Below are 26,056 nucleotides of genomic sequence, written 5' to 3'. Positions count from 1 at the left end.
CTTATGCTGCTTTTGTTTCTTTGACTGTTTCTACATATTGTTTTGCTTTCTCATTATCGAATTCGCCTTCCCACTTCGACATAACAATGGCCGCTAATGCATTTCCTAATACATTGACAGATGAGCGAATCATATCTAAAATGCGGTCAATTCCCGCAATTAATGCGATACCTTCTAGTGGTAACCCCATTGAACCTAACGTTGCTAATACAACAACGAACGATGCACCTGGAACTCCCGCCATACCTTTGGATGTTAACATGAGAACGAATAATAACGTTATTTGCTCCGTTAGTGACATGTGCACACCGTACATTTGTGCAACAAACAATGCCGCTAACGCTTGATAAATAGCCGATCCAGTCAAGTTAAATGTATAACCTGTCGGAATTACGAAAGAGGCAACTGCCTTTGGACAACCGAACTCTTCCATTTTTCTCATTATATTAGGTAAAACAGCTTCTGAACTTGCTGTCGTAAATGAAAGAATCAATTCTTCTTTTAAAATTTTTATTAATGTAAAAATGTTTACTCCAACCATTCGTGCATTAATACCTAATACAATCACAACGAATAGTATAACAGTTACGTATACAGCTAGCACTAGTTTTCCTAGCGGAAGTAGTGTTGCTACACCAAATTTTGCAACCGTAACGGCAATTAATGCGAATACACCAAATGGTGCAAATTTCATAACTTGATTTGTAACCCAAAACATGGCTTCGAGTACGCCTTCAAAAAAGTTAAAGACAGGCTTTCCTTTTTCCCCAATTGCCGCAACTCCTAAGCCGAATAATACTGAGAAGAATATAATCGGTAATAGGTCACCTTGTGCAATCGATTCAAATACGTTTTTCGGTACAATGTGAACAATTGTCTCAGCAAAACCTTTCTTCTCTGTTGCATCTGCAGTTTGTTTATAAGAAGAAATATCACTTTGCTGTAAATTACTCATATCAACACCAGTACCTGGTTGGAATATATTCGCTGCAAGTAATCCCATTAAAATAGCAATCGTCGTAATAATTTCGAAATAAAGAATTGTCTTACCACCCAGTTTCCCAAGCTTCTTCATATCTCCTACACCAGCTACTGCAACAATTAATGCTGAAATAACAATTGGTACTACAATCATCTTAATTAAGTGAATAAATATATCCCCAATTGGTGTGATATAAGAAATCGCCGTTTTATTGCCATAAAAGACTGCCCCTACTACAATCCCTAAAACAAGCGCGACAAAAATTTGTGTTGCCAATCCGAATTTTTTCATTTATGTTCATCCCCTTCATGCGAACGCTTTCAATTTGAATTTATAAAAGCTACTCACACATCTTATAAGCGAACCTACAAAATCATACAAAAACCTACAAGTTCGTCACAAAAAATTCAAATATTTTTCTTCTTTTTTTCATTGACACCATTTTGTTAAAAAACGATAAAATAAACTTGATAAGTAATCAGATTGTTTCGTATAATCAAAAAGATATATACTTAAAACAAATCAAAATGAAAAGGAGTGGATGTTATGAAAAACTATACAAAGCAATTCGTCCTATCTTCTTCTTTTCTTTTTCATTTTCTTAAAAAGGAACAAAGGCATTCGCCTTTGTTCCTTTTTTATTGCGATCTATATAGGGGGAATTGTTATGAGGCCATATAAACGTGTCTTAATTAAATTAAGCGGCGGTGCACTTGCCGATCAAACTGGAAATAGCTTTAACTCCAAACGATTAGAACATATCGCAAACGAAATTTTATCCATTGTTGATTTAGGTATCGAAGTATCCATCGTCATCGGTGGCGGTAATATTTTTAGGGGGCATCTAGCTGAAGAGTGGGGAATTGATCGCGTAGAAGCTGATAATATCGGTACACTAGGTACGATCATTAACAGCTTAATGCTTCGCGGTGTTTTAACAAGTAAAACAAATAGAGAAGTACGCGTTATGACGTCCATTCCATTTAATGCAGTAGCTGAACCATACATTCGCTTACGTGCAGTCCACCATTTAGATAACGGCTATATCGTTATCTTTGGAGGCGGAAACGGGCAACCGTTCGTGACAACAGATTATCCAAGTGTACAAAGGGCTATTGAAATGAATAGTGATGCCATATTAGTCGCAAAACAAGGTGTCGATGGTGTTTTTACAAGTGATCCAAAGCATAACAAATCAGCAAAAATGTACAGCAAACTAAACTATAATGATGTCGTTAGACAAAATATACAAGTCATGGATCAAGCGGCATTACTGCTTGCCCGGGACTACAATTTACCAGCACATGTCTTTAACTTTGATGAGCCTGGAGTGATGAAAAAAATATGTTTAGGTGAACATGTGGGGACGTTGATTAATGATGATGTTACGATGCTGGTGCATGAAAAATAATGATTTCCCACCAAAAAGGGTGCCTTTTGTAGGCACCCTTTTCTAATCCATCATCACAAATAGAACTCAACCAATCCCGCCACTTTCTCCTTACAACGCTCCCAAAAAGATAACTTTTCAAAAAACTCTTTCGTCATTTCTTTCGAATCATGAAAATCCTCTGTTAACGCCTTGTTAACTTGTCCTACAATAGGACCACCATAAATATAAAAATTCATTTCATCATTTATATTGAAGCTACGCGAAGTAAAGTTTGTTGTACCAATAACGGTTAATTCATTATCAATAAGCATTAATTTGCCATGGAACATTCCTTTTTTATACCCATATACAGTAATCCCATTATTAACAGCTTGACGTATGTATGGATACGCCGCTTCTTTTATAAGAGGTAGATCTGGTTTATATGACCAAAGTATTTTTACTGTAACACCACGCTTTTGTGCTGCGATTAAAGCATTCATGGACTCTTTATTTTTTGCTATAAAATACGGCGTTGCAATTACAATGGAGTGCTGAGCTTGTTTTATGAGCTCTATATATTTTTCAGCAACGTAATGCCCATTGTAACTAGTCATAGTATGTAATGTATTCCCTTTACTAGCTTTATTCGTACTCCTCTTTATCTCTTCTTTCGTATCTCGTTTCCAATCTAAAGCGAATTGCTGTTCTAAATCTTTTGCTCCTTCTCCTTTAAGCCGTACATGATAATCACGCCAATATCCAAATCGCTTATCTTTCCCTAAGTACTCATCTCCTATATTAAATCCGCCTGTATAGCCAATATCCCCATCAATCGTCGTAATACGGCGATGATTACGATGGTGAAGTGAATAAAATCCGAATGGCAATGCAGGTTTTCTACTATATGTAAAATGCACACCACTTTCCCGTAATTCATTTATCATCTTTCTTTCAAATGATAAATCATTAATGCGATCAACTGATAAATAGACGTTTGCTCCTTCTTTTGCCTTCTCTTTTAATAAGTTTAAAAAAGTATGACTACTTTTATCATCCGACAAAATGAAGAAATAAGTGTAGATGGAGCTTTTCGCTTTTTTAATATCTTCAAATAGCTGCTCATATAATGATTTCCCTTCTACATATAATTGAAAATCACTATAATGAGGCGCATACTCTGTCGGCATGTTTTTTCCAGCTTCCATTTTCCTACCTAAGGTAACATCGATATGCATACAAATTAAAATAAAAACGAAAATAGCAATAATAATAGAAGTAACTCTTAATATTTTTTTAATCATTTTGGTTTCCTTCCAATCATATTCCTTACTATTTCGTAGTGTTTCATTTAAATATGTTTTCATACGAAATGTATTTCTTATTTTTATTGATACTAAACAGTTAAAGGAGATACGAATATGAGAAAAGGAAAAACTCCTATTGTTTTTATCCCAGGTCTTTTCGGTTCAATGAGCAATATTATTATTCCCGGCACTGGTAATTGGAGTTTTGGACTTTCTGCATTTGTTTACGAACCATTCATCATGATGCTAGAAAGTATGGGGTACGAACGAAATAAAGACTTGTTCATCTGTTTTTATGACTGGCGGCAGCGTATTGTTTTTTCTACACAAAAATATTTATTACAAACGATTGCTTATGCTAAAAAGATTACAGGTTGCGATAAACTAAATTTAATTTGTCATAGTATGGGCGGCCTTCTTGGACGTTCTTACGTTCAAAGTGACGAATATAAAAATGATGTGAATCAACTTATAATACTCTGCACACCAAACGCTGGATCTCCACCAAATTATAGTTATTGGACTGGAGGCAGTCTCCCTATCCATGCCTCTTCTAAAATAAATATCGTTCATTTTTATATGGAACAATATATTTGTTACTTAAGCATCTTACATAAAATCAATAAAGTTGAGGCGATACATATTTACTTTCCAGGATTACAAGATGTTATTCCTTGTAAAGATTACGGAAATTATTTATTTATAAAATCCGACTCTTCTATTACATTTCTTCCTTATAGTAAGATGAAAATGAAAAACCCTTTCCTCGATATATTAAATACAAATAGATTTATTATACAAAAAAGAAATATTGAAACGACACTCATTGCCGGAGATGGAGAGGAAACAACTCAATATTTACAAGTCGTCCCTTCACATTCCAAACTGAAATGGACAGACGGCAAAGTCGTCGGTGATTTACTTACAAAACATGGTGACGGTAACGCTGTTCTACATAGCGTTTTTCTTCTAGAGGGAAATAAATATGTTTTGCATGCTTCACATAACGAAGTGCTCTACAAAAGCATTCCTATACTACAAAAGATACTCTAAGTTTCAAACAAAAAAGGTATGGCATTAAGCCACACCTTTTCACATTAAACAAAATTTCTCGCGTCATTATTTCTTCCAAACTTATAAATAGCAATTAAGAAGAATGCAATTGCGAAAGCGAATAAAATTAAAATGTTTAAATACAACTCCGAGAATGGTATTCCCTGCTGTAGTTTTGATATCGTATCTAACAACCAGCGCTGCGGAAGAAAATTAGCTACTTTTTGTACTGCACTTGGCATAATGTCATATGGGAAATAACATCCAGCAAGTAAGCATGTTGGTACAATGATCATATTTTGCATCGCATTTGCCGATGCTGAGTTTTTCGAAAAAGCTACAAGGACTAATGATATTCCAATTGCGATTAATGCAAATAGCATTAGTACGCCCATCATCACTATGAAAGGCATATTGATATTCGTATGAAAAACATTCGTTAGGAATAGGATTGTAATCAAAATTTGTACTGTTAGTATTATCATATTTACTCCGACATTAGATAATATAAACTTCTTCCCATCTATCGGCGTTGATAATAGTCTAAAGTACGTTCTATTCTCTTTTTCTTTTAAAATATGACCTGATAAGTTCGCTGCTGAAAACAGCATAAACATAATAAGGTAACCCATCGTTTGATTTGTCATATCTTTATTTTTCGAAGTATCTTCTAGCGTCTCAGTTTTCATTTTAAATGAACTTTTTTGATACCCTGCGTACATATTGTCGAATGTGCTTTGATCTGTTCCGGCTACTTTACTAATAGCTGCTATATTATCAATATAATTATATAAATATGATTTTATAAATCCTGTTACTTGATCACCTTTAATCGATGAAATTTCAATATGCTCTGGTTTCCCTTCTCGAACACTTTTTGAAAAACCAGAATCTAATGTAATAACTCCATCAAGTTTTTTGGAAGTGAGTTTATCTTCTATTTGAGACTCCTTAACCTTACTCACATTCACATGATTTAATCCTTCTAAAAACTTTATCGTATCATTTGCTATCGGCTCATTTTCTTTATTTACAATCCCGATATTTAACGTTCCTTGCCCTGCATTTCCGTATATCGAGAAGGAAATGAGCGTCCCTATTATCGGCAAGCTAATTATAATTAGTAAACTTTTTTTATTTTTCAAAAGCACAGATAACGTTTTTTGTATGAGCCATAAAATATCCTTCATACTATAGCCCCTCCCGTCTACGTAATGCAATAATTGCAATTAATAAAAAGAGTGCTGAAATTCCAATGTTTAAAGAAATGACTGGTAGTGCTGCCCCTACATCATTTGCATAAATAATTTTCATAACAGCTGTATTTGCCCAAGTTAATGGCGATAAATTCGTAACGAAATTTTCTTCTACTACGAAATATGCACCTCCAAAAATAGAAGCTAATTGCACAACAACCATAATAATTGCCCTAGACGCTTCAGCTGTTTTCGTGATATATCCGATTCCTAAACCGAAGCTAATTGCTAGAAAGACTTGTGTTAATAAAATAAGAAATATGATTCCAAGATGGTCGCCCCAATTCGCTTGAAAAACAAATTTACTAAATAACATGACGAGTAATATGCACAGGGCATTTGCTACTAGGCTACCAAGTACTTTTCCAATGAATATTTCAGCTTTACTTATAGGTGCAGCAATGAGACGATCTCCTGTTTTACGTATTCGTTCTCCTCGAATTAAAGAACTCGCTCCCATCGCAGCATACAGTGCAATCATCGTTGTCATTACAACCGCGTAGTAATCCATAGAACCTGGTTTTTTCGCAGCTTGTAAAGATGTTTCTTTTATATAATCATTATGGTTTCCGTTTGAAATAACTGTGCTCACCTTAGTAGGATCTACTTTTGCAACTTCGACCGCTACATTGTACTTATCAACAAATGTTGTAAGCATTCCTTCCACAATACTCCCCTCAATACTACTTTTGTCACTTCCGTAAAATTTTGCACCATCTTTATTTAACTCTACATAAGCAGCATATTTATTTTTCTTCACTTCTTCTTTCCCATCTATACTGCCGGAAGCTTTTTTAAAATGAATACCTGATTTATCCACTTCTTTCGTAAATGCTGCAAATGATTGAGAAAACGTGCTACTCGCTTCATCTTTATATAGCACTTGTATATCTTTAATCGAATGACTATCACTATTAAATGCGTTGGTTAACGCTGTTCCTAACACAAGCATAAGTACAATCGGAAATGCTAACATAAAAACTAAAGTTCTTACGTCTCTGAAATCTCTTTTAATATGCATAATTGCAATATTGAAGATGTTCAATTGATGAACCTCCCTTTACCTTTTCTTCATTTACCTTTTATTTATCTCGTAAGTTTCTTCCGGTTAACGTAAGAAATACTGTTTCTAAGTTTGGAGCCTGCTCCTCTAACGAACGAATTTCAATGTCATGATTAATGAAATGCTGAATAATTTGATTTAAATTATTTAATCCTGCATCCGAGTTTACCTTGATTACGTTCTCTTCAATTTGAACAGCTTTCACACCGTTTATCTCTTTTAACTTTTCTACATCTAAATTTTCTACTGACTTCACTTCAATCCAAATATCTTTCGTATCTGTAATAATCGCTTTTAACTGTTCTTTCGTACCTTCTGCAATCACTTTACCATGGTCGACAATTGCGATTTTCGTACAAATCTCTTCTACTTCTTCCATGTAGTGGCTCGTGTAAATAATAGTGCTTCCCATTTCATTTAACTTCCGGACAGACTGAAGAATATAGTTTCTTGACTGCGGATCAATTCCAACTGTCGGTTCATCCATAATAATTAACTTCGGTCTATGTGCAATTGCACAAGCAATATTCAATCTTCGTTTCATCCCGCCAGAAAAGTTTTTCGGATAACTTTTATGTTTATCGCTAAGCCCCACAAATTGCAGTGCTTCCTCCACTCTCGCTTTTAGCTCAACTCCTCTTAATCCGTACAACCCAGCAAAGAATTTCACATTTTCATAGGCAGTTAACTCTTCATAAATCGCAATATCTTGCGGAACGATACCGATATTCATCTTCGCAAATCGGTTATGTTTCTTTATATTTTTTCCTAGTATGCTAATTTCGCCTTCATTACTTCTTAACAAACCAGCAATCATATTAATCGTTGTACTCTTACCAGCACCATTCGATCCTAAAAAGCCAAATATTTCTCCTTCTTTAATAGATAAAGACATATTATCAACTGCGATGAAATCACCAAATTTTTTCGTTAAATTTTTAATTTCTAATGTATTCATCATTTCACCCCTATTTCGGTTTCTCTGCTTTTAGTATAAACAAAAAGAATGAACCCGCTCAGTGCAGAAGTTCATTCTTTTCACATGAGATTATTCACTTTTTTCATATGAGATGATTCATCCTCATATCGGCAACAACATTGTTACTGCAAAACCACTTGTTCCATCTACAATAATTTTTCCGTTTACTGACGCTGTTCGCTCCTCCATCCCCATAATCCCGAGACCTTTCTTAACGAGAACCGCACCTTTTCCGTTATCCTTCACTTGTACTTTCACCATCTTGTTAAGTACATGAATATCAATTGAGATGACTGTCGCATCAGCATACTTCATCGCGTTCGTTAATGCCTCCATAACATTTTCACCAATAATTTTCCACTGTATCGGAGAAATCATATCTAAGTTCCCTTTATATACAAAAGGAATATTCACATCATTCTTACCGGCAAATTCCTCTATGAATAATTTCATACGATGAATACCAATTTGCTCAGTTGGTGGCTTCATATTTTTCAATGTAATGCGAATACTTTCAATTCCATCTTTTGAAATGTGAATTGCATTTTGTAATAACTCCGCAGATTTTTCTTTATCTATTTCCATTAACCTCTTTGCTGCCTCCATTTGAATAAGTGCACCCGTCATCGAGTGACCAATTTTATCATGAATTTCTTGCGATAACCGATTTCTCTCTTCTAGCTTAAATGTGTATTCAGATTGTCTTATGTACTCTTTATTTTCATGTAAGCTTTTCGTAAGTCGTTGCATATCTTTTCGCATCTTATCATTTTGCGATTCAAGCTTTACTACACGCGATATATACCGATCTGCAATAGTTAAAACGAGAAAAGAAAATGCAACAATTAATCCATAAGTCATTCGAATACTTTCATCTGCAATCGTAATTGGGAGCATCATAACGACAAAGCTTGGCCAATTCTTTTCTATGTAATAGAATGTAATTTCGTATAAGTTCAAAGGTAAAAACAAAATAAAAAATGGATGAACCCTCCATGTAAATAACATAACTACGCCAATGGATATACAGATTAATATTTTTTTATACGTATCTTTTTTAAATATAGAAATCATTACGTTTACAGAAAGGTAAATAAGTAAAGTAAATATAACCCACGGTAAATTTGCTACATTTGCGTAAATATAACTGAACACAATATATAAAAAGACAATTAATTTACTTACAGTTAACCAAAATTCCATATCATTAATCTACTTTCCCTGTTAAGTAATAAATCGCAATTTGTGTGCGATGTTCAAGTCCAGTTTTCCCTAAAACTGACGTAATATAATTTGCAATTGTTCCCTCAGATATAAAAAGCTGTTTCGAAATTTCTTTATTTGAGAAACCTTTTGCAATTAATGCGATAATACTAAGCTCCCTTTCTGTGAAAAGGCTCTTATCAATTTTACATTCTTCCTCTTTACTTTCCATTAAATTAGACTTAATTTTATCGAGAATAACATCTTGCATAACAGTTTGACCGTTATAAACCCCTTTTATCGCATCACGAATACGCTCCGGATCGTTATTTTTTAATAAATAACCTTTCGCTCCATTTTTTACTGCATCCAAAATATATTCATCATCATCAAACGTCGTTAAAATAAGCGGTTTTGTTTTCGTCTCTTCACAAATGAACTTCGTCGCCTCTACACCGTTCATATTTGGCATACGAACATCTAAAAGAGCAATATCAACTTCATGCTTTTTACAATACGCTACAGCTTCTTCCCCATCATTTACAGTATCTACTACATCAAACTCTTCGTATGTATTTAAAATAATTTTCATGCCTTCTCTAATAAAAGAGTTATCATCTGCTATTAATATTTTAATTTTCATGTTTGTTAGTATGGACCTTTCCCTACTAACATTCACATCCTTTCTCCGTGTAACATTTCCTACTTGCTCATTATATACTTCTCTTTACCATTTTTTCACACCTTTTTTCATCTAGCTCTCCCGCAAAAAATATATTATTCTTTTTTTACAAAATGTGTAGGGTGACTTATCATTCTTTACGTCTATATAATAGAATGCGTCAAAAAGGAGGGAGAGACCGATTGAGGAAAAACAATTAATTGAAAAAGCACAGCAAGGAAGCGAGCATGCTTTTCGTATCCTTGTACAAACATATCGTCATTATATTTTTCAAGTTATCTTTTCTATTTTAAGACATGAAGAAGATTCGAAAGATGTTACACAAGAAGTATTCGTAAAAATTCACACCTCTCTCCCAAATTATCAATTTCGCGGATTAAAAACGTGGATGGCACGTATTGCCACCAATCACGCTATTGATTATAAGAGAAAGAAAGCTAGAGAAAGTGAAGAACTCTCCTTATGTAAAGAAGCTGAGGAAAATATACAGTCCTCTCATAATATTGAGGCTTTATTATTGACGAAAGAGCAAAAATTACTCATTGCTCAAAAACTGCGAGAACTTCCCGAAAATTACCGTGACGTTGTTCTCGCACATTACTTAGAAGAAAAGAGCTATCAAGAAATTGCCTTACAGGAAAACATCGAAGTAAAAACAGTCGAAATGAAACTGTATCGAGCACGAAAATGGATTAAAAAACATTGGAAGGAGGAAGAGTTTCTATGATGCATTATTCAAAAGAAGATTGGCGCAATTATACATTAGATTTTATAGAAAGTAATGAACGTGAATCTATGGAAGAACATCTTTATGAATGTGATCATTGTTTAGCACTTTATATGGAAAGTATTGATGAACAACATGAAAACCTTCCAATGATAAATGATGATTCATTTACGAACGAAGTTATGACGCAAATTAATTTTGAAACACTACAGTCTAATGAAAATATAAAAACAACCTCACTAAAGCGCACGATCATTCATTACATAATTGCGACTGCGGCTACAATTATTTTTATGGTAAGTGGTTTATTTCAGTATATTTTTACAGCGACATCAAATTTAGAGAAATCTTCAAAACATAACGAGTCTTCTATTTCACAACAAATTGTAAACAAATCGGTAGACACATCGAAAAAGGACGGAGGTTCAAAGCATGAATAAAAATCCCTTTTTAGCACTTGTATTAGGGCTAATTCCTGGGCTTGGACATTTATACTTAAAAAAGCTAGGACGGTTTATTTTATATAGCGGGGGATCACTATTTCTATTCTCCTTTGCAGTATTTTGTACCATAGTAGTAAGAGAACGTGATATTGCTTTTCTTTCTCTATTTTTACTAGCTGTTCTATGGGTAATTAACTTACTAGATTTAGTTATCACCATTATAAACCAAACGAAAAAGCAAGAAGCTGGAGAAGTGATAAATTCCTCTAAAGAGAGCGAACGATTTTATATCATTCTCTTATCCATCATCCCTGGACTTGGCCATTTCCAATTAGGACTTATGCAACGCGGACTTACATTTTTAGTAGCTTGCACAGGAATCGGAAGTATGATTATTTTCGTTGCACTTTTAACATCGCAAGAAAGTTTTCTTATCTTCCTTATTACGTTACCTGTTTTATGGATTTATAATTTCTTTGACGTTGTTCAGCAACTACAGAAAAAAGAATGTGGCGAGCAATTAATTGACCGTACTATTTTCGAAGATTTTGAAGAACATCGAGAGCAGGGAAAGAAAAGTAAAACATTTGCTTCTATTTTAGCGATGTTCCCTGGAGCAGGTCATATGTATTTAGGCTTACAACGCCGTGGTCTTCAGCTTATGGCAGCCTTCTTACTATCTATTTATTTACTCGACTTATTAAGACTTTCTGCGTTTTTATTTTTAGTACCAATCATTTGGTTCTATAGCTTTTTTGATGCGTTACAGCAAACAGCAAAATACGGAAAAGAACGAGTTCAAGACGAACCCATTATCGATTATTTTATAAATCATCAAAGATGGATCGGTATCGGATTAATTACACTCGGTGGTTATTATTTATTAAATCAAACAGTCCTTCCTATTTTGAATGATTATTTTGTAACTATATTTAATATTCATCTTAGTGAACTATATTATCGCTATTTCCAAACATCTATCGTTGCGCTCCTTTTAATTGGCGGCGGCTTTAAATTGTTACTTGGAAATAAAGAAAACAAAGGTGGGACAAGCGAATGAGGACTTGGCGTGTTGGAACATTCTCAATGGGGCTTTCTATTATATCGTTAGGATGCTTTTTACTATTTTCAGTCGTAAAAGGAATCCAAGTATTAGATACACTAACTGCATGGTGGCCAGTTTTACTCATCATACTTGGAGCCGAAGTTTTACTATACCTTCTATTTTCTAAGAAGGAACAATCATTTATTAAATATGATATTTTTAGTATTTTCTTTATCGGCGTTTTAGGAAGCGTCGGAATTGCTTTTTACTGTTTATTATCAACTGGATTACTAGAAGAAGTTCGTCACTCTATTAACACAACGAGGCAAACGAGTAATATTCCAGACGGACAATTTGATATACCTGAATCTATCAAAAAAATCGTAGTAGATGCAGGACATCAACCTCTAACGATAGAGGGAAATAATACAAATCAAATTCATCTTTTGGGAACTTATGAAATGACAACGAAAGCAAATGAAAAACTCAATTTAAAACGAGATGATTTCCTTTCAGTTCAAACGGCTGGAGAAACGATGTATATCACTTTAAAATCATTACCTGTTCAGCATACGTTATTTAATTCAGCACCACAGGTGAAACCAACGCTTGTTCTTCCGCAAAATAAAAATGTGGAAATCCGTGCTTCAAATAACGAACTATCTCTTTATCCAGGTCAATTACAAAATAATTGGTTTGTACAGGAAAGCTCAAGAGTGTCTGTCCATCTTGCAAAAGAAAGTGATGTATCTTTAACAGCAGTAACGAATCAAAAAGAAACACATGGAAGTACACCTTGGGAACAAGTAGAAGATTTAACGAAAAACGAAAATACTTCTTCAGAAGAACATCCAGAATTAAACAACCAAGAACATTGGTATAAAAATTCGATTAAAACTGGAAATGGGACGTACAAGTTAAATATTGAGAAAGCTTATAATTTGAATATGAGTGTTCTCGAAAAATAAAAAACCTTCCGCAATTGCGGAAGGTTTTTCTCATATAATCGCTTTAATTCCTTCTAACACTAATCCAATCATAAATCCGCAAACCGCCCCGTTCACTCGGATCCACTGTAAATCTTTACCGACGTTATTTTCAATCATTTCGATTAACGTCTTATCATCTAACTTATCAAGGTTTTCTTGTACAAGCTTACCAATTTTCGAATGGTTCTTCTCAACAAGACTTACAACTTGTTTTTGTAACCAATCTTCTATTTTTTGAACTGTCTGTTCATCTTCTTTTATTTTATTCATTTGTTTTTGTAAAAATGGAATAACATATTTATCAGCAAATTCTTCATTATTTACAAAAGCAACTGCTCTTTGCTGTACTTGCTCTAGCATCTCTTTTATTTTGTCAGTAGCATCCCAATTGGCAATCCATTTTTCTTTCCAATTTTCTAATTCTTGTAGTAACGCTTCATTTTCTTTTACATTGATAATTTCTTGACGAATTTTCGATAAAATAAGTTGTCTCGTACTATTATCTGCATCTTGTAAGCTGTTAATATTGCTAATAATAAATTTCTGCAAAATGCCGCCAATTTTATCTTCATCTACAATATTCATAAACGATTTCAATGTAAACTGTAAAAATCCATCTACTTTTATATTTTCCATCGCCTTCATACCTAAGCTTCCGAGCTGGTATCGAGCTTCATCTTGCGCTGTCCATTCTTTCACTTTTACTAATATGTAATCAAGTGTCTTTTCATCATATTCTTGCACTACTAATTGATCAACAAGCACTTGTAAAATGTTACTTGTATTAATTGTATGTAAATACGTCTTTAATTCTTTTTCAATAATAACCGCTAATTTTTCCGTATCGATTGAAACAATCGCTTTCTCAGCAATCGTTACAATGCCTTTTTTCACAGCATCAGACTGCATTTCTCTCTCAGCAATTTGCAGTACCATTTGTGCTAACTGCATCTCTTTTACTTTATTCGTAATACTTTCTTTCGTCAGCCATTCATTTTCTAACGTATTGATGAGCCCTTTCGTTACCCGTTTACGGTTTTTAGGTAACAAAGCTGTATGCGGAATTGGTATTCCCATCGGATGACGGAATAAAGCAGTAACCGCGAACCAATCTGCAAGCCCGCCAACCAATCCAGCTTCAAACCCCCTTGTATAATCTCTCCTGCTACCGTTCCTTGAAAAGGGATAGAAGCCGCAAAGCCGACACCCATAACCCCAAGCGAAATACCCGCTATATATTTAGTCTGTAATGACATCGTATACACATCCTCTTATTATGTAAAATAAAGCTTTTTTGTTGTATTTATTCAATATTAGTTATCCTTTATATATACTATAAAGAACTATTGTGAAAATAACAAAGATTTTTATGTACATGAAAAAATGAGGCTACAATTAGCCTCATTTTTCTTATACCGTTAACTCCAAACCTTTCCTATAATATTCATTCATTACATCTTTTGGAACCATACTTCCACCCGTTCCCCACACAATATGAGTACCTTTTTTCACCTTCTCTGTTAACTGTTGCTTTTGTAAATACTCATCTTCTTTACATACTTTCACTGGCCCTATCATACCTGCTAGTGCAGAAGGCTCTAAATAAATATTCTCCGTGTCACCTAGTTCTTTTAACAATCTATATAACTCTTCATCGCTTACTGTGTAATTCCCACTCAAAAATGGTTCCATCGTTTTACCGACAAATCCAGACGGTCTTCCTACCGCTAGTCCGTCCGCGTCTGTTACATTATCAATCCCGATATCTTGAACAGCAATTTTATCATGAAGTCCTGTCATTAAACCGAGTAACATGCATGGAGAGTGCGTAGGCTCCGCAAAGAAGCAGTGCACGTTGTCTTTATACAATAACTTTAAACCGAATGCTACCCCGCCAGGTCCTCCTCCTACTCCGCACGGAAGATAAACAAATAAAGGATGATTTTCATCTACTACAACCTCTAACTCTTCTAATTGCTTTTGTAATCGCAATGCTGCTACTGCGTATCCTAAAAATAAATCATGGGAATTTTCATCATCTACAAAATAACAGCTAGGATCGGCATCTGCTTGCTGACGCCCCTCTTCTACTGCTTTACTATAATCAGCTTCATACTCAATAACGTTTACACCTTTACTTCTTAATAAATCTTTTTTCCATTGTTTCGCATCTGCTGACATATGAACCGTTACGTTAAAACCTAGTTTCGCACTCATAATCCCAATGCTTAGCCCTAAATTTCCTGTTGAACCGACCGCAATTGAATATTTGGCAAAAAACTCTCTACATGTATCACTATCTAAAATGGAATAATCATCTTCTTCTGTTAACATACCGTGCTGCAAAGCTAGTTGTTCAGCATGTTTCAACACTTCATAAATGCCGCCCCTAGCTTTAATTGATCCTGATATCGGAAGATGACTATCACATTTTAATAATAATTCTCCTAAAATAGGTTGCTTGTAATTTGTCTCTAAAGCTTCTTTCATAGAAGATATTTTCACTAAAGGTGATTCGATTATGCCATTCGTCCCTTTCGTTTCAGGAAAAACTTTCGCAATATATGGTGCAAAACGCTTTAATCTCTCTTCCGCATCTTTTACATTCTCTTCATTAAGTGGTGAATCTTTTATTGCCCTTTCATACTTTTCTATGTTTGGATTTATCCAAAATACTTCTTCTGTTGCAATAAGTTTATTCACTAATGGGTATTCTGCTTGTAATGCCCCTATTTCTTTCATTTTGTTTCCTCCTTATATCCTTGTAGCTCACCATATAATAAATTATAATTAAATTAATTTTAATATAGTTTAACACAAATCGTTAACTTTAGTTAATTTTAATTTAATTTATTTAAATATAATTTAATAACCCTTAAGGAGATTTTCATTATGGAAAATATAGATATTGGTAAAAAAATTGAAAAACAAAGAAAAGAAAAAGGTTTAACTAGTAAAGAACTAGCAAAGATGGCCGATATTACACCATCTATGTTAAGTCAAATTGAGCGTGGGTCCGCTAACCCTTCTATTCAAACATTAAAAGTGCTTGCTAAAGCTCTTGATGTGCCAACATTTAGCTTTTTACTTGAAGATACAAATACAGACGATTTAATTGTACGTTCCCATAAACGAAAGAAAATGATTATCGATAATTTATCATATGAAATGCTTTCACCTGATTTCACTGGAAATTTAGCAACAGCAATTATGACCGTCCCGCCTAATACAGCTTCATCAGAAAATGTGCTAGAACATAAAGGAGAAGAATTAGCATTTGTCTTAGATGGGAAAATCACATTATATTTAAACGAGGAAGAATACGTATTAGAAACTGGCGACAGTGTAAAGATACCTGCTTATTTAAAGCATAAATGGGTGAATCATTTTGAGAAAAATGCGATAGTCTTATTTTCTGTTACTCCGCCGATTTTTTAATATATCAATAAAAACAGGATGATTCTTATAAAATGCGGATTATCCTGTTTTTATTAAATAAGAAAGTGAAATTTTTGTTAAAAACTTAACAGTTGGACCCAATCCGAACAATCCTCCTAAAAACATATTTACAAGTGAAGCTATCCCTCCCATTGATGCTAACGTATCATGAGTCAGATTCATCCCACCACTACCAGAGGCACTTGTAATATTCACATAAAAATAAGAAACACGTAAAAATTAATTGTTTTTTCAGAATTTTGTTGAAAAATATGGTAAAATTACTCTTATACTTCTTCTATTTTGCTATTATAGAAATAATTAAATTAGAATACTTTTATCGGATGGGGGAATATATAATAAGTGTGTTATTAAAAGGGCATGAACAGATTGTCAACGAATTAAACATTTTATATCAAGTAATGGTAGCGGAGCAATTAATTGAAGCGAAACAATTAAAAGAAAAAATAGAGAAACAGATTAATAAAATTGAAGCTGATCAAAATCTATCGCTTTACTACTCCCTACTAAACTTTAAATATAAGGTCCTAACCGATTGGACAAACATTAAGTATGATACTTTTAGTCAAATTGTTCGTTTAGACAATCCAATAACTGAAGACTTTATTACTTATTATTATCACTTTTTTAAAGCTGAACATGCTACCATTATTGGAAATTATGATGAAGCAAAAAAAGAATACGAAAAAGCTGAATCCCTTTTAAAACATGTACCAGGTGAACTAGAAGAAGCTGAATATAAATATAAATTTGCTATATTTAATCACCATACAAACAAACCACTTACAGCAATCAATTATGCAAATCAAGCGAAAGAGATTTTCTCAAAATATCCACGTTATGAAATTAAAATAGCTCTATGCGAAAACATTTTAGGCTCATGTTCTGTTTATTTAAAACAATTCGAACAAGCCGAAGAGAACTATAATTCAGCAATCAATATTTTACAAAAGCTGAAAGACGATACACTAATCTTAAAAGTTCGAAATAACTTAGGTTGGCTCTACTCTTCTCAAAATCTATCAACCCTTGCTATTAGACATCTTACAATAGTTACAAACAAATTACCTAAACACCTAAAAGCCAATTTTCTACAAGCCAAAGAACATTTTAGTTTAAATGAAAAAGAACTTGCAAACGATTGGGTTCAAAAAGGCTTAGAAATTTGTAATGAATTAAATAATCAAGAATATAAACACCATTTCACTATCTTAAAAACACAACACACTGGTATTCTAGACGACTTAGAAAACGCAATCATTGCAGGCACCACATATTTTAACAGTAAAGAATTATACGATTATGCACAAGAATATTACGAATTATTAGCAGTAGAATTTCATAAAGTGAATAAAATAGAGAAATCTCAAAAATATTTTTTCAAAACTTACGAAGCAAAACAAAAATTATTAACTAAGGAGGCACTAAGATAATGAAAAAGATTAGTTTAGCTATTTTAACCTTTACATGCATACTTGCTTTTGGCTTTAATAATTTCACTGAAAATCAACAAGCAAAACAACTTCCAAAATGGGATACAGATAAACAAGAAACACATGCAGACCTGTAGAAACCTAAAAACCCCTAATAAAGGGGTTTTTAGGTTTCTACAATATAATGATTTAGCATATGATGAAGAAATACGCTTATAAAAGATATCCATACACAGATACTCTCTGTACATGGATATCTTTTATTTTTTCGGCACCAACAAAATCCCTAAACTAATAATACAAAAGCTCATTATTTGCTGTGCTGATAGACCAAACTGTACCGAATTTTGTTCACTAACAAGCGAAATAATAATTTGAGCAAACCCCTCAACAATTAGAAAAATACTTATATTCTTTCCATTTCCGAGCCTTTCATTTTTCATCCATAACAAACCCATTATACAAAGGTTGAGGATAATCTCATATACAAAAATAGGATGATACAAAAATTTAGATTCGTATATATTCATTCCCCATGGTAGTGTCGTTTGTACACCTACTTCATGATGTAATAGAAAATAAAAGATAATGCACACACACAATCCAAAAGGGAGTACATCAAGTAAAATGCGAAGCGAAAATTGTTCCTTTTTACTTTTCCAAACAATGTATACACTAGCAATTACGCATCCTACTACAATATGTTGCATACTTCCTATAGCTAATAATGCTTGCAATGGCGATTTAAAAGCCCATACAGGATTTAAAATTGCTGGTGCAAACTTCCATACAAATACGATGATAATAAACGCATTTGTTACGGCATCCATCATTTTTTCATATGATGCATTTTGATGCCTCATCTTTCGTTTCATCAACATAAATCCAAATAGACTTCCAATTATAAGAGATACGGGTTGTAATCTCACGATCCACTCCATCATCACGAAATCCCCTTTTAGCTCTCAATCAATTTCTTAAATTTCTTTTCTAATTGATCTGGTGGTAATACACCTCGTACATGATCTACTATAATTCCATCTTTATTAACAAAAAATGTCGTCGGTAAAGAGAATACTTTATAATCTAGTCCAGCTACTCCGTCCATATCTAATAGAACAGGAAACTCAAACCCATAGCGATTAGCAAATGCGCTTGCTTCTTGTACTGGGTCACTAACAGTTGCATTCACCGCAAAAATTTCAACATCCTTTTTATATTTATCATACATATGAACTAAGTCAGGTGCCTCCATTTCACACGGCCCACACCATGATGCCCAAAAATTAATAATATATGGTTTTCCCTTGGCATCATTTAACGACTGCAACTTTCCGTCTAATCCTTTTAATGTGATGCCAGGTGCTTTAAAACCTACTTGTGGTAATACTTCTTTCTCTTGTAACTCTGCTTGTTTCGCTTTTCTTTCCTTTTCTTCTTTCTTTGAATTATAAAAGTTAACCCCCGCCCAAACGAGAGCACCTACTAGTATAATAGCAATTAGTTTCTTCACTTTCCTTCCTCCTCATTTTTAAAAACCTGTAAATCCACCGAATAGACGAATAAAGAATGCTGTAATTTTCGTCATTTGATTTGTATACAATAAAATACCTGTAATATATGATAAATAAGATATATATAGCGATAAAAAGTATAATGATATAAATGACAACACTCTATCCACACTACATAGAGTAGTGTTTACCCTAAAAAAAGAGGCTATATGCACTCTCCGACAATAAGTACAATCGACACACAGAATAACCCTATTGTTACATATACCGAGTTCGTATGTAACGGAATAGTAAGCTTAGCAACCTTTTCATTTAACACTTGCTCGATTCGTAAATTTATTGCTGTTTTTGCAAATGAAGCTGTAACACATCGATTCTCCATTGTCTTTATTTTAATTAATTTTAATAACGCGCTACCTAACTCAAATGAAGATTCCATTTTTTGCATCGCATATTTATCTGCTGCTAACTCTTGATACGTATGATATCGTTGTAACAATTCTTTTAATATCGGGATGTACATCATTCCTTCTGCTAATAACGTAAAACAAAATAATTTTAGCGGATCCCAATTATTTTGATGATATTCTTCATGGAAAATAATCGCATCAATCTCTTCATCTGAAAACGTCTGAAGCAAACCTTCCGACATGACAACTTTCGGACGGAATAATCCAATTGTAAACGCTGCAACTTCCGCAGTCGGCAGTATATATATTTGTTTCCCTTTTCTAATAAATGGGATAAGTACTTTTTGTACTTTTTTACTATAGAAAAATTGCCGCCAAATTCTTTTACACACAATCAATACAGTAATTAATAATAACCCCGCTACTATAATACGAACCATTGATAGTTCTTTCATATGTTTTTCTAACTGAAACAAGCAAAACTTTGAAAGGAAGAATGCCTTATTTTGAAAGAGAAATGGATATGTAACATAATACAATAACAAGCTGAAAAAGAGGGTACTAACAATGAGCGCTAACAATACGATTTTACGCATTTGCCATTTCATTTCATCGATCCTCTTTTTTTAACTGATTCAATTTGTCTTCTAATTTTTTTATTAAATTCGGATCAGCCTGCTCTAACTCATCTATCATATGTGTTATAACTAAATCTCCAAATTCCCCCACTAATTCCTGTGTCATTTTCTTCGTTTGATTGGATAAGAATTCTTCTTTCGTTTGTATAGCACGATATATGCCACTTCTTTTTACAGTCTGTTTTTCTAAGTGTAATTTCTCTACTAACCTGTTCATAACTGTCATAACAGTATTAAAATTCACAGGCGATTCTTCACTTAATTTCTGCTGGACTTCTTTAATAGTAATACCTTCAGTAGACCAAATAATCTCCATAATCTTCGCTTCAAGCGGTCCAAAGAAATGATTTAATCCTTGCTCATTTAACCTATAGTTTTGCGTAAACATCGTATGACTCCTTTCACACTACGAATTGTAGTACAAATTAAATGAGAGGTCAAACGCAAGTAATACAAACTAAAATTCACTACCTATAAATACGTACCTCATTCTATTCATTATAAGCCTAACTTATCTCCAAATGTATCAAAGAGATACTGCTCTAATATTTGTACACTAAACTTCTCATTACGCCCAAGGGCAAATAATTCCCGATCCTTCGCTACGATAGTATCTAACGGAATAACTACATTATCCACTATTTTTGTAATTTCAATTATATTACTTTTTACATTTACTTCTGTTTTAAATTCAACGTTTTCTAACACTATATGTGAACGTCTTCCTGATGCAAAAAAAGTAAAATTAGGATTTTTAACAACGCCAATTTCAGTCTCTAACGCATATAAATAGTGAAAAATTACATCTCTATGTCCATCTTTTATTATTTTTTCATCCTTCTCATCGTCTAAGTATTCTTTCAGCTTCGTTGTAAATTCAAATCGAAAATCCACTTTTTTCACGCTCCTTCTTTGTATTTCATATTAAATAAATATATTGAAATAATTTTACCATATTGTAATACAACTTCCTATTAAAAGTAAAAACTGTTTTAGAAAATCGCTATTATTTCCGATACCCTTTTAAAATATAAGTATAAATTCAATATGAATGAATGCTTCATTACATCTATTTAAACATATTTTTTCCATTTTTTGAAACATTAGTATGAAATATTATATATCAATGAATGGTTTCTAATTCATTGGTATATATAGTCAGTAGTTTCTTTACTATCCCGATATACTTAAACTACATTTTCTACTTATTCATTACATATAGAGAAGGAATGTAACTCTCTTCTATCGAATTTTTATATAACAAAAATAATTAGGTGGTGCTTTACTATGAAATTAGCTGTCATTGGTGGCGGTGATTTACAAGATTCAAATCACTTGCCTATTAATGAACGCCTTATAGAATTAACAAATAAACAGTATCCAAAAGTATTGTTTATTCCAACGGCTAGTCATGATGATGAAAGCTATATAAAATTATTTTTAGACACGTTTGAAAAACAATTACATTGTGAAGTACAAATTTTACGCATTACAACAGATTCACCTTCTAAGTATGAAATAGAGGAGATGATTCATTCAGCCGATTTAATTTATCTAGGTGGCGGAAACTATATTCACATGCTTACGCAATGGAAAGAACATAGACTTGATAAAAAATTATTATTGGCTCTGCAACAAGGAACACTTATTGCTGGTTATAGCGCTGGTGCTATGTGTTGGTTCACGTCTAGTATCCGATCAGATTATGAAGGTTCTGGTTACATAGAGAGTAACGGATGGGGTATTGTTAATAAAAGATTTTGTCCACATTATAATCAATTAAACAGAATGAACGCCTTCCATTCCTTTTTACAAAATCATCAAGGGAATATAGAAGGAATTGCACTGGAGGATAATTGCGCTTTATATATTACAGAGGAATCCTTTGAGATTATCGGTGAATCAGAAAAAGCGTGGGAGTTTTATATGAGTGATAAAACTCTCATTAGACAACATTTTGATATAACTTTAAAAAGCTATTTGTAAACCTGCACTTAAGAAAAAATGTCCCTAAGTCTAATAACTTAGGGACATTTTTTCTATTTAACTAACTAATCGTGTAATTCGTTTCTTTTGCCATGAAAGCTTATAATATGCATACTGCAATAGTAAGCTGACAATAAATGCTGCTGGATACCCAATCCAGATACCTTCTATTCCAAGACTTGTATGGTAAGAAAGATAATATGCTACGGGTACTTCTACAAGCCAAATTGAAACAACTCCAATAACAGTTGGCCAAAGTACTGTACCGCTCGCTCGCATTGTCGCACTAATAATTTGTGCATGACCGAAAATTAAATAACTCCATAACGTAATCATAACTAAGCTATGAGCAATTTCAATTGTAGTTTGACTCGTTAAAAATAGTGATAAAATGTCTCTTGAGAATAAATAAATAAGAGATATTAACACACCACCGATGACGTAGTTCATAATAATTCCGGCCTTCACAACTTTCTGCAATCGATCAAATTGATTCGCCCCAATTGATTGTGCTGCAAAAATAGAAACTGTAATACCAAGGCTAACTGCTGGCATTTGTACATAACTTGCAACTTGATTCACAACGCCGTAAGCAGCTGTTGCATCCGAACCGTAACGATTTACAAATGCGATTACGGCAATCTCAGATAATGAAACTAATATCATATTTATACTTGCCGGTATACCGAGCCTTAGCAATAGCTTTAATAACTCCCCATCCATTCGAAGGTATTTTCTAACCGTTCCATCTAGTTGTAATGGGTGATTTTTCTTCTTTAAATACACAAGCATGACAATAAACGTAATAACTGTAGATATAACAGATGCATAGGCTGCTCCATACACATCTAATTTCGGAGCTCCTAACCATCCAAAAATAAGAACTGGTAATAAAATCATATTTAGTGCTGTACTTACAATTAAAAAGTAAAATGGCGTTTTAGAATCTCCTGTACCTCTCATAAATGTTGTATATGCGAAATATAAAAATAATACTGGCATCGATATAAATAAAATCCGTGCATAATGTACACTTATTTCAATAATATTTTCTGGTGTTCCCATTAGACGCATAATATCCATCGCAAAAATACTTCCTATTATCGCCAACACAACTCCAATAATAAAGGTAAATGTCAGCGTCGTACCAACGATAGCTTTTAAACGATCTTCGTTTTTAGCACCAAACGCCTGACCAATTAAAATAGAGCTTCCTGAACCGATACCAATTACAAATGAAACGAGCAAGAAAAATAATGGGAAGAATGCTGATATAGCCGCTAAATCATTAACTCCAAGCCATCTTCCTACTACTACCATACCAAATAATTGTCCAACTGATTGTAGTACATTACTTAATAATAACGGTACTAAAAACATCGACATCGATTTCCAAATCGGTTTACTCTCACTTTCCAACTTATGTGACTCCGCACCTTCTTTATTGTTATCTGCAGGTGGTTTCAAATTTCATTTCTCCTTTTATTAAACATCTATTTTCAATCTCTATCTCTTTGTATAGTTGTTATAATACTGTGCTTCTATTCATTTTCTTTTCGTATGATTATAACTTCACCCAATATTGACTTCCATCGGCTGTTCGATCTAAAAATCCATATTCGATTAAATATCTTCTTAATGTTACAAAATCAGGGTATACATTTTCTATCACTGTATTTACTTCTTTTTCAGTATACTTTTTATTACTATCAAACTTCTTCACTAAATGGCGCAATATAATTAATTTACGCTTTTGTTTCTTCGGAAATTTAGAGAGAGGTCCATCTAACCCTTCTGTAAAATGAGCTTTTAATACTTCATCATTTTCTTCTTCCGTAATATTGTATCGATCATCTACCATCGTTGCTGTTCTATGAATTGGCACAAATTTCGTTTGTACTTTTGATTTTTCTTCTGATAATTCCATTAGCGCTAAAAATACTTTTGCTTGTTTCATTTTCTCTCGCAGTGTAAATCGATGATTACGAATTGTTGATGTACTTCCGCCATCCATCTCTTTTACAATTTCTTTATCATTCAGTCCCATATAGAAAAACTGAACCATTTTCTTTTGTAAATCCGTTAATCCAGTAAATTTCTTATCCATATTTAGCAAATAATCAAACATAGACGTATGCTCATTTTGAATATGCAATTGGACGAACTTCTCTGCTTCATACAAAACTTGATTATCTTGATAAATAACACCTTTAATAAATGTTTCACCACAAGCTAAGCAAATGTACCCCTCTTTTTCTTCATCAAACACATACCCTTTCTTTAATTCCTCTATTGACGCATCCCAAAACTTCTCTGAAATATCGCTCATACTAAACACTCCTTCAAAATGTTTATTTAAAAACCAAACAAATCGCTATATCGTTTATTATTACTTCATCATCTTATCACAACACAAACAAACATTTCAACGTTTCGTTTGCCCATTTTATAAACTTTTATAAAAACATCTATCGAAAGGATTTAATACAACGAACAGCGAATATGTTTATACAAATTCATTTTATAGGATGTAAAATAGAACATGAATATTCTTCAAGACCCTTGGTTTACCGTTAAGTAAATTGCACAGAACGCATATGCGATTAGTGAATATGGAACTGGTATTCACTCATTACAAAACTTCAGTATTCAATTTTAACTACAAAAAAGATGTTTTCGTATAAGAAAACATCCTTTACTTTTTATATATTCTATTTACAGTCTCTACTAAAACCTTACTTGCTTGTACAAATGTATGCTTTCGATTTCTATCTTCAACAAATTTATTAGCACAACTACTCATAATCATCATACAACTAATTATGACTAACGCTATCTTTCTATTCTTGTAAGTCACTTTATGCCACTCCACTATTACAAAACTTCTTTTGAATTTATCCCATCAAGAAATTTTACATGAATAATAAAACGTGTGAATATGCAATTCTGCATATTCACACGTTTTATCACAATGTTATGATTTAATTTAGTTAAAGAACAAGTATACCGAGGTGACTAACTTGAAATTTAAAGCGAAAAAAAATCCATTCCACGTCATTTTCATTACATTATTTATAATTATTTTTTTCGTTTCGTTATTCTTCCAAAATGAAAATTCTATTTTTTTCACTCTCATGATGCTGCTAAATATCGTGAATCTTTCTTCATTCTATTTCTCTCACTACAACGTAACGGAATCATCTCTTGTTGTAAAACACGGTTTCATTTTTCATACTGAAATTCCATTTGAAGATATTCGTCACGTTAAATACTCTGGTAAAAAACTTCATTCAAAAAAATGGACTAGACAACAATTAGAAATCCATTACAATTTATTTGACTCAGTGACCACTTTCATACCACTAGAAGAAGAAAAATTCATTTCACTCTTAAAAGAGAACTGCCCACAGATGAAAGTAATGAATACGCCTGCTAACAAATAATATATTTTGAAGCTTGTAGTATTGCAAGTAGATGAAACATAAAAATGAACATCAAAAAAGCCAAGATTCTAT

The 26,056-nt window shown here is 33.1% G+C and carries 29 protein-coding genes and 1 pseudogene; 11 read left to right on the top strand and 19 right to left on the bottom strand.

What is annotated here, in order from left to right; genetic code table 11:
• Window position 1 precedes the first annotated feature (1 nt).
• Window positions 2–1,273 (bottom strand): cation:dicarboxylate symporter family transporter, encoded by a 1,272-nt coding sequence (locus N2V80_RS08800; RefSeq protein ID WP_000713291.1) that lies wholly within the window; start codon window positions 1,271–1,273, stop codon window positions 2–4.
• Window positions 1,274–1,649: 376 nt separating this feature from the next.
• On the opposite strand from N2V80_RS08800, the gene pyrH reads away from it, so the two are divergent.
• Window positions 1,650–2,393, top strand: a complete 744-nt coding sequence (gene pyrH / locus N2V80_RS08795; protein ID WP_001248059.1) for a UMP kinase — start codon at window positions 1,650–1,652, stop codon at window positions 2,391–2,393.
• A 53-nt stretch (window positions 2,394–2,446) separates the two neighbouring features.
• Here the strand turns inward: pyrH and cls are convergent, their stop codons facing one another.
• Complete coding sequence (cls, locus tag N2V80_RS08790) at window positions 2,447–3,658, bottom strand: cardiolipin synthase (protein ID WP_002102956.1); 1,212 nt, start codon at window positions 3,656–3,658, stop codon at window positions 2,447–2,449.
• Window positions 3,659–3,775: 117 nt separating this feature from the next.
• Here cls and N2V80_RS08785 point away from each other — a divergent pair, with 117 nt between their 5' ends.
• Window positions 3,776–4,714, top strand: coding sequence for an esterase/lipase family protein (locus N2V80_RS08785; protein WP_061655882.1), 939 nt, complete (start codon window positions 3,776–3,778; stop codon window positions 4,712–4,714).
• 44 nt (window positions 4,715–4,758) lie between these two features.
• Here the strand turns inward: N2V80_RS08785 and N2V80_RS08780 are convergent, their stop codons facing one another.
• The 5 genes from N2V80_RS08780 to N2V80_RS08760 form a co-directional block, all read right to left on the bottom strand.
• Complete coding sequence (locus tag N2V80_RS08780; RefSeq protein WP_058839107.1) at window positions 4,759–5,904, bottom strand: ABC transporter permease; 1,146 nt, start codon at window positions 5,902–5,904, stop codon at window positions 4,759–4,761.
• A 1-nt stretch (window position 5,905) separates the two neighbouring features.
• Window positions 5,906–7,015, bottom strand: a complete 1,110-nt coding sequence (locus tag N2V80_RS08775; RefSeq protein ID WP_001020151.1) for an ABC transporter permease — start codon at window positions 7,013–7,015, stop codon at window positions 5,906–5,908.
• Between the two features lie 37 nt (window positions 7,016–7,052).
• A complete protein-coding gene (locus N2V80_RS08770) occupies window positions 7,053–7,991 on the bottom strand; it encodes an ABC transporter ATP-binding protein (RefSeq protein ID WP_001093830.1) in 939 nt (312 codons plus the stop codon).
• Window positions 7,992–8,114: 123 nt separating this feature from the next.
• The gene (locus tag N2V80_RS08765; RefSeq protein ID WP_016109737.1) at window positions 8,115–9,215 is read right to left on the bottom strand and encodes a sensor histidine kinase; all 1,101 of its coding nucleotides are present in this window, start codon (window positions 9,213–9,215) and stop codon (window positions 8,115–8,117) included.
• A 4-nt stretch (window positions 9,216–9,219) separates the two neighbouring features.
• Complete coding sequence (locus N2V80_RS08760; protein WP_000694086.1) at window positions 9,220–9,858, bottom strand: response regulator transcription factor; 639 nt, start codon at window positions 9,856–9,858, stop codon at window positions 9,220–9,222.
• Between the two features lie 220 nt (window positions 9,859–10,078).
• Between N2V80_RS08760 and N2V80_RS08755 the strand changes: the two genes are divergently transcribed.
• From N2V80_RS08755 to exsE, 4 genes are read left to right on the top strand one after another with little or no spacing between them, the layout of a single operon-like run.
• Window positions 10,079–10,624: an RNA polymerase sigma factor gene (locus tag N2V80_RS08755; protein ID WP_306302920.1), complete on the top strand. Its 546-nt coding sequence runs from the start codon at window positions 10,079–10,081 to the stop codon at window positions 10,622–10,624.
• Window positions 10,621–11,064, top strand: coding sequence for a hypothetical protein (locus N2V80_RS08750; RefSeq protein ID WP_000972351.1), 444 nt, complete (start codon window positions 10,621–10,623; stop codon window positions 11,062–11,064). Before N2V80_RS08755 ends, N2V80_RS08750 begins: the two co-directional genes overlap by 4 nt.
• Window positions 11,057–12,127, top strand: a complete 1,071-nt coding sequence (locus N2V80_RS08745) for a hypothetical protein (RefSeq protein ID WP_001039118.1) — start codon at window positions 11,057–11,059, stop codon at window positions 12,125–12,127. Before N2V80_RS08750 ends, N2V80_RS08745 begins: the two co-directional genes overlap by 8 nt.
• Window positions 12,124–13,080 (top strand): exosporium protein ExsE, encoded by a 957-nt coding sequence (gene exsE, locus N2V80_RS08740; RefSeq protein WP_001261427.1) that lies wholly within the window; start codon window positions 12,124–12,126, stop codon window positions 13,078–13,080. The genes N2V80_RS08745 and exsE overlap by 4 nt, the downstream gene beginning before the upstream one ends.
• 30 nt (window positions 13,081–13,110) lie before the next feature.
• Here the strand turns inward: exsE and N2V80_RS08735 are convergent.
• A pseudogene (locus N2V80_RS08735) lies at window positions 13,111–14,357 on the bottom strand (DUF445 domain-containing protein).
• A gap of 154 nt (window positions 14,358–14,511) precedes the next feature.
• Window positions 14,512–15,843 (bottom strand): D-serine ammonia-lyase, encoded by a 1,332-nt coding sequence (locus N2V80_RS08730; RefSeq protein WP_061655883.1) that lies wholly within the window; start codon window positions 15,841–15,843, stop codon window positions 14,512–14,514.
• Between the two features lie 150 nt (window positions 15,844–15,993).
• Between N2V80_RS08730 and N2V80_RS08725 the strand changes: the two genes are divergently transcribed.
• On the top strand, window positions 15,994–16,539 hold the full coding sequence (locus tag N2V80_RS08725) for a helix-turn-helix domain-containing protein (RefSeq protein WP_000427637.1): 546 nt from the start codon (window positions 15,994–15,996) through the stop codon (window positions 16,537–16,539).
• 39 nt (window positions 16,540–16,578) lie between these two features.
• Here the strand turns inward: N2V80_RS08725 and N2V80_RS08720 are convergent, their stop codons facing one another.
• Entirely contained in the window at window positions 16,579–16,755 is a 177-nt protein-coding gene (locus N2V80_RS08720) for a hypothetical protein (protein WP_002061098.1), read from the bottom strand.
• Window positions 16,756–16,898: 143 nt separating this feature from the next.
• On the opposite strand from N2V80_RS08720, the gene N2V80_RS08715 reads away from it, so the two are divergent.
• A complete protein-coding gene (locus N2V80_RS08715) occupies window positions 16,899–17,993 on the top strand; it encodes a response regulator aspartate phosphatase (protein WP_000114846.1) in 1,095 nt (364 codons plus the stop codon).
• Window positions 17,993–18,130, top strand: coding sequence for a hypothetical protein (locus N2V80_RS08710; RefSeq protein ID WP_000724010.1), 138 nt, complete (start codon window positions 17,993–17,995; stop codon window positions 18,128–18,130). The genes N2V80_RS08715 and N2V80_RS08710 overlap by 1 nt, the downstream gene beginning before the upstream one ends.
• Before the next feature lie 123 nt (window positions 18,131–18,253).
• Here N2V80_RS08710 and N2V80_RS08705 read toward each other — a convergent pair whose 3' ends face one another.
• From N2V80_RS08705 to N2V80_RS08680, 6 genes are all read right to left on the bottom strand, one after another.
• Window positions 18,254–18,934 (bottom strand): prolipoprotein diacylglyceryl transferase family protein, encoded by a 681-nt coding sequence (locus N2V80_RS08705; protein WP_033667336.1) that lies wholly within the window; start codon window positions 18,932–18,934, stop codon window positions 18,254–18,256.
• Window positions 18,935–18,951: 17 nt separating this feature from the next.
• Complete coding sequence (locus tag N2V80_RS08700) at window positions 18,952–19,506, bottom strand: TlpA family protein disulfide reductase (RefSeq protein ID WP_000733185.1); 555 nt, start codon at window positions 19,504–19,506, stop codon at window positions 18,952–18,954.
• A gap of 18 nt (window positions 19,507–19,524) precedes the next feature.
• The gene (locus N2V80_RS08695; protein WP_002004832.1) at window positions 19,525–19,677 is read right to left on the bottom strand and encodes a hypothetical protein; all 153 of its coding nucleotides are present in this window, start codon (window positions 19,675–19,677) and stop codon (window positions 19,525–19,527) included.
• A 35-nt stretch (window positions 19,678–19,712) separates the two neighbouring features.
• The gene (locus tag N2V80_RS08690; protein ID WP_000871931.1) at window positions 19,713–20,525 is read right to left on the bottom strand and encodes a M56 family metallopeptidase; all 813 of its coding nucleotides are present in this window, start codon (window positions 20,523–20,525) and stop codon (window positions 19,713–19,715) included.
• A gap of 1 nt (window position 20,526) precedes the next feature.
• Complete coding sequence (locus tag N2V80_RS08685) at window positions 20,527–20,943, bottom strand: BlaI/MecI/CopY family transcriptional regulator (protein WP_000495075.1); 417 nt, start codon at window positions 20,941–20,943, stop codon at window positions 20,527–20,529.
• Window positions 20,944–21,053: 110 nt separating this feature from the next.
• A complete protein-coding gene (locus tag N2V80_RS08680; protein ID WP_000347526.1) occupies window positions 21,054–21,449 on the bottom strand; it encodes a DUF3942 family protein in 396 nt (131 codons plus the stop codon).
• A 393-nt stretch (window positions 21,450–21,842) separates the two neighbouring features.
• On the opposite strand from N2V80_RS08680, the gene N2V80_RS08675 reads away from it, so the two are divergent.
• Window positions 21,843–22,541: a peptidase E gene (locus N2V80_RS08675; protein WP_000762123.1), complete on the top strand. Its 699-nt coding sequence runs from the start codon at window positions 21,843–21,845 to the stop codon at window positions 22,539–22,541.
• A 57-nt stretch (window positions 22,542–22,598) separates the two neighbouring features.
• Here the strand turns inward: N2V80_RS08675 and N2V80_RS08670 are convergent, their stop codons facing one another.
• The 3 genes from N2V80_RS08670 to N2V80_RS08660 all read right to left on the bottom strand — a co-directional run bounded on the left by N2V80_RS08670 (window position 22,599) and on the right by N2V80_RS08660 (window position 25,398).
• On the bottom strand, window positions 22,599–24,008 hold the full coding sequence (locus N2V80_RS08670; RefSeq protein WP_000804128.1) for an MATE family efflux transporter: 1,410 nt from the start codon (window positions 24,006–24,008) through the stop codon (window positions 22,599–22,601).
• Between the two features lie 97 nt (window positions 24,009–24,105).
• Window positions 24,106–24,870: a DUF2087 domain-containing protein gene (locus N2V80_RS08665; protein ID WP_001280278.1), complete on the bottom strand. Its 765-nt coding sequence runs from the start codon at window positions 24,868–24,870 to the stop codon at window positions 24,106–24,108.
• 366 nt (window positions 24,871–25,236) lie between these two features.
• On the bottom strand, window positions 25,237–25,398 hold the full coding sequence (locus N2V80_RS08660; protein WP_000221432.1) for a hypothetical protein: 162 nt from the start codon (window positions 25,396–25,398) through the stop codon (window positions 25,237–25,239).
• Window positions 25,399–25,561: 163 nt separating this feature from the next.
• Here N2V80_RS08660 and N2V80_RS08655 point away from each other — a divergent pair, with 163 nt between their 5' ends.
• Window positions 25,562–25,984 (top strand): PH domain-containing protein, encoded by a 423-nt coding sequence (locus tag N2V80_RS08655; RefSeq protein WP_000669070.1) that lies wholly within the window; start codon window positions 25,562–25,564, stop codon window positions 25,982–25,984.
• The last annotated feature ends 72 nt before the right edge of the window (window positions 25,985–26,056 follow it).

This window comes from Bacillus sp. FSL W8-0640 (genome assembly GCF_038007725.1).
GTDB lineage: Bacteria > Bacillota > Bacilli > Bacillales > Bacillaceae_G > Bacillus_A > Bacillus_A cereus.
The sequence above is the reverse complement of the archived record's forward strand: the minus strand, read 5'-3'. Positions and strand labels throughout refer to the sequence as shown.